At 68.7% G+C, this 4,101-nt stretch carries 5 protein-coding genes and 1 pseudogene; 4 read left to right on the top strand and 2 right to left on the bottom strand.

What is annotated here, in order from left to right; all coding sequences use genetic code 11:
* Positions 1–429, bottom strand: a pseudogene (locus AC1DOC_RS22585) (TolC family protein); the annotation flags it as partial.
* A gap of 115 nt (positions 430–544) precedes the next feature.
* Positions 545–904: a hypothetical protein gene (locus AC1DOC_RS22580; protein ID WP_018906966.1), complete on the bottom strand. Its 360-nt coding sequence runs from the start codon at positions 902–904 to the stop codon at positions 545–547.
* Between the two features lie 174 nt (positions 905–1,078).
* On the opposite strand from AC1DOC_RS22580, the gene AC1DOC_RS22575 reads away from it, so the two are divergent.
* From AC1DOC_RS22575 to AC1DOC_RS22560, 4 genes are all read left to right on the top strand, one after another.
* Positions 1,079–2,302 (top strand): PQQ-dependent sugar dehydrogenase, encoded by a 1,224-nt coding sequence (locus tag AC1DOC_RS22575; RefSeq protein WP_478081278.1) that lies wholly within the window; start codon positions 1,079–1,081, stop codon positions 2,300–2,302.
* Between the two features lie 152 nt (positions 2,303–2,454).
* Entirely contained in the window at positions 2,455–2,742 is a 288-nt protein-coding gene (locus tag AC1DOC_RS22570) for a BufA1 family periplasmic bufferin-type metallophore (RefSeq protein ID WP_412512455.1), read from the top strand.
* Positions 2,743–2,764: 22 nt separating this feature from the next.
* Positions 2,765–3,607 carry an MNIO family bufferin maturase gene (bufB, locus tag AC1DOC_RS22565; RefSeq protein ID WP_478130520.1) on the top strand — a complete coding sequence of 281 codons (843 nt, stop codon included), beginning with the start codon at positions 2,765–2,767 and terminating at the stop codon, positions 3,605–3,607.
* Positions 3,604–4,101, top strand: a 498-nt coding sequence (locus AC1DOC_RS22560; protein WP_478130519.1) for an HvfC/BufC N-terminal domain-containing protein, incomplete at its 3' end; no start/stop codon positions are given. The genes bufB and AC1DOC_RS22560, both read left to right, overlap by 4 nt.

Here is a 4,101-nt window from a genome sequence, read left to right as displayed (position 1 = left end):
GTGTTCCGCCAGCACGGCGAGCTTCAGGCTTTCGCCGGCGTAGAAGGCGTCCAGGTATGCGAGCGCGGTCTGCAGGCGGGTCTCGGCCGCGGCCACCTGCGCCTGCACTCTTTCGCGTCCGACCGCCGCATCGGCAGCGGCCTGGCGCGCCGCGCGCTTGTCGGCGGACAGCCATTCCTGGCTGATGCCGATGCGCTTCATCGTCATCGATTCGCGCGCGGTGTGGAAGCGGTCCGGCCCGGTCGCGGGCAGGTTGTCGATGCCCACGCGCAGCACGGGATCGGGAAGCTGGGCCGCGGCCTGCGCCGCTTCGGTGGCGCTCCGCACCCCGGCGCGGGCGGCGCGTGCAGTCTCGGAGCGCCGGGCGGCCAGCTCCAGCGCGGCGTCGAGCGACAGGGGCGCGGCCGTCGCAAGGCACGGCAGCAGCACAACCGCCAAGGCGGTTGCGCGGGAAAAGAAAATGGACATGACAACTCCGCGGACGAACGAGGCAATCGCTGGCGAGCGGACGCGCCGCACCAGCACCGGTCAGTCGACGGAGGGGTCAGACGCGAAGTCTGAGAGTCGCAAGAAAAACAGGATCAGGCGGCGGATGCTGCCGCTCGGGCAGTGCCTGGCGCGGGAGCGGCTCGGCCAGCGCTGCCAGCACCAGCGGCACGGCCAATACCTGCACGATGGCAGGCAGCGAAGGCGTGGCGGCCTTCACCGGTTCGAACGACAGCGACATGTCGGCGGCATGCTGGTGGCACAGCACGGGCTGGGCGGTGTCCATGCCCTCGCAGGGCTCGCCCGGCGCCATCGCCATCCCGGCCGTCGATGCCGTGCCCGCTGCCCCGGGACAGACATAGCTTGCCAGCGCCAGTTGCGAGAACAGCAGCGACAGGACCACGAGGAACGCGGTCATGCAATGTCGGGGGAGGCGATAGCCGCGCATGGCCGCTCAGTGTATCGCCAGCCACGGCACGTTCCGCGGCCCTCGATCAAAGGGGTCATGGAAAGAACGGACTGTCGGGCTTGGCCGCTCGCCGATAAGATTTTCGAACGGCAACGTCGCCGCGGCCCTTCAGCAAGCACCGACATGAACACAGCGCCCGCAGCCATTCGTCGTTCGAGGCTTGCTGCGCTGTCCTGGCGGCGGCACGGCTTTGGCGCCGCGCTGCTTCTCGCAATGCTCTGGCATGCCGGCGCGCGGGCGATGCCTGCGGACTCCGCGCCGGATGCGCCGCAGGCGAGCACCTTTGCCGACGGGCTGGAGTCGCCCTGGGGCATGGAGTTCATGCCCGATGGCCATCTGCTCGTCACCGAACGACCGGGCAGGCTGCGCATGATCAGCGCCGATGGGCGCGAGATCTCTTCCATCGAAGGCGTTCCGCGCGTGGACCATCGCGATCACGGGGGCCTGCTGGACGTCGCCATCGATCCGGCCTTTGCCTCGAATCGCCTCGTGTACCTGAGCTACACCAAAGCCGGCCGCGGGCTGCACGCCGACCGCAACGGCTTGGCGGTGGCACGCGCCCGCCTGAGCGACGACGGATCGCGCATCGATGAATTCAAGGTGCTGTTTCGCCAGACGCCGGGCGCGGTGAACGGGCAGAACCTCGGCGGGCGGCTCGCGCTTTCCGCCGACGGCCATCTCTTCGTCACCATCGGCGACCGCCATGCGCCGCAGGACCGCATGCGCGCCCAGGCGCTCGCCTACTACCAGGGCAAGACCGTGCGCATCCGCACCGATGGCACCGTGCCCGACGACAACCCCTTCGTCGCACGCCAGGGCGCGCGCCCGGAAATATGGAGCCGCGGGCATCGCAATCCGCAGGGCGCATTCGTCCATCCCCGGACCGGGCAGCTCTGGGTTGCCGAGCACGGGCCGCAGGGCGGCGACGAGATCAACATCGTGCGCAAGGGCCTGAACTACGGCTGGCCGGTGGTGACCTTCGGCTGCGAGTACGACACCTGCGCGAAGATCGGCGAGGGAACATCGAAGCGCGGCATGGAAGCGCCGCTGGCCTTCTGGACAACGCCGAAGATCGCACCGAGCAACCTCATCCTCTACACCGGCGACCAGTTTCCCGCGTGGAAGGGAAACGTCTTCGTGGGCACATTGGCCGGCAAGGCCGTATGGCGATTCGAGCTCGCGGGCGAGGACAGCGCACCGCGCGTGGTTCGGCGCGAAGCCCTGTTCTCCGAACTGGGCGAGCGCATCCGCAACTTGAGGCAAGGGCCCGATGGCAGCCTCTACCTGCTCACGGATGGTGCCAAGGCGCGCATCGTGCGCGTGGCGCGGGCAGACTCGATGCTGTAGCAGGCGGCGTTCTTCTCGATCTTCGTTCGCCCCGCAAAAAAGCTGCCGAATCGCACCGGGCCTGTAACCCCGGCTTCGCACGCCGCGAACTAGCAAGGGACTGCGCATTGGGCGCGGTTGCAATTTCTCAATCAATCTTCTGGAGTTCATCCATGATCAATCGTTCTTTCGCGATCACCGCTCTTGCACTGGGTGCCCTTGCCGCGGGCTCTGCCATGGCGCAAGACAAACCGATGGCCGACAAGACGGCCGCCATGGAAAAGTGCTACGGCGTCTCGATGGCCGGCAAGAACGACTGCGCCGCCGGCCCCGGCACCACCTGCGCGGGCACCTCCAAGGTCGACTACCAGGGCAACTCGTGGAAGAACGTTCCGGCCGGCACCTGCACCACCATCAAGACACCCAAGGGCATGGGTTCGCTGATGCCGATCAAGTCCTGACCGCTGCACTGCGCACGCTGCCATGTCCGACACCCTCGCGGCCGGCCTCGGCCTCAAACCGGAGCACTACGAGGCCGCGCTCGGCGCGCGTGCCGAGGGCCTGTGGTTCGAGGTGCACCCCGAAAACTACATGGTGGCGGGCGGCCCGCGCATCGGATGGCTCGAAGCGATCCGCGCGCGCCATCCGGTGTCGCTGCATGGCGTCTCGCTCTCGCTCGCAGGCGAGGCCGAGCCCGATGCGGCGCATCTCCAGCGGCTGGCGGCGCTCGCCCGGCGCATCCAGCCTGCGCTGATCTCCGAGCACCTGGCGTGGTCCACATGGAACGGCCAGTACTTTCCGGACCTGCTGCCTTTTCCGCGCAGCACCGCCGCGCTGCATCGCATCGCCGGCAACATCGCGCGCACGCAGGACGCGCTGGGCATGGCGATGGCCATCGAGAACCCGTCCCACTACCTGCACATCGATGGGCATGAATGGGACGAGATCGATTTTCTTGCCGAGCTGTCACGCCGCACCGGCTGCAGGCTGCTGCTCGACATCAACAACGTGTACGTGTCCGCATGCAACCTGGGCTTCTCGGCCGCGGACTGGATCGACCGCTTTCCGCRGGCGCCGGTCGGCGAGATCCACCTTGCGGGCCACAGCGCCGACCCCACCCTCGGCGATGCACTGCTGATCGATTCGCACGATGCGCCCATCGCACCGGAGGTCTGGCAGCTGTACCGGCGCTTCGTCGATCGCGCCGGCGCCCGGCCCACGCTGATCGAGCGCGACGGCAACGTGCCGGCCTTCGGGGAGCTCATGGCCGAGCAGCAACAGGCCGCGGCCGTGCTGCAGCGTGCCGCGCAGGAGGCCATCGCATGAACGCGCCGCGCGATCAGTTCCAGCAGGCCTTTGCGCAGGCCCTGTTCGCTCCGCCGGAAGCCGCGCACCCTGCAGTGCGGGCGCTCGCCATGCAGCCCGCCTTCGCGGTGTACCGCAACACCGTGATGAAGGCCTGCATCGACGCGCTGCAGGCCAACTTCCCGACGGTTGCGCAGCTGGTGGGCGAGGAATGGTTTCGCGCCGCCGCCGCACTCTATGTGGCGGCCGATCCGCCGAGCGACGGGCGCCTGCTGCACTACGGCACYGGCTTTCCCGGTTTCCTGCGCGGCTTCGAGCCGGCCGCCGAGCTCGTCTACCTGCCCGGCGTCGCGCAGCTCGACACGCTCTGGCGCGAAGCCCATGCCGCACCGGACGCACCGGCCGCCGACGCCGCATGGATCGCCCGCCGCACGCCTGAGCAGATGGCGGCCCTGGTCCTCGCGCCGCATCCGGCAGCGCGCTGGGCCTGGTTCGACGAGCAACCGGTCTACAGC

Source organism: Variovorax sp. 01T439_2, from assembly GCF_056398445.1.
This window is presented reverse-complemented; position numbering and strand designations above follow the sequence as displayed.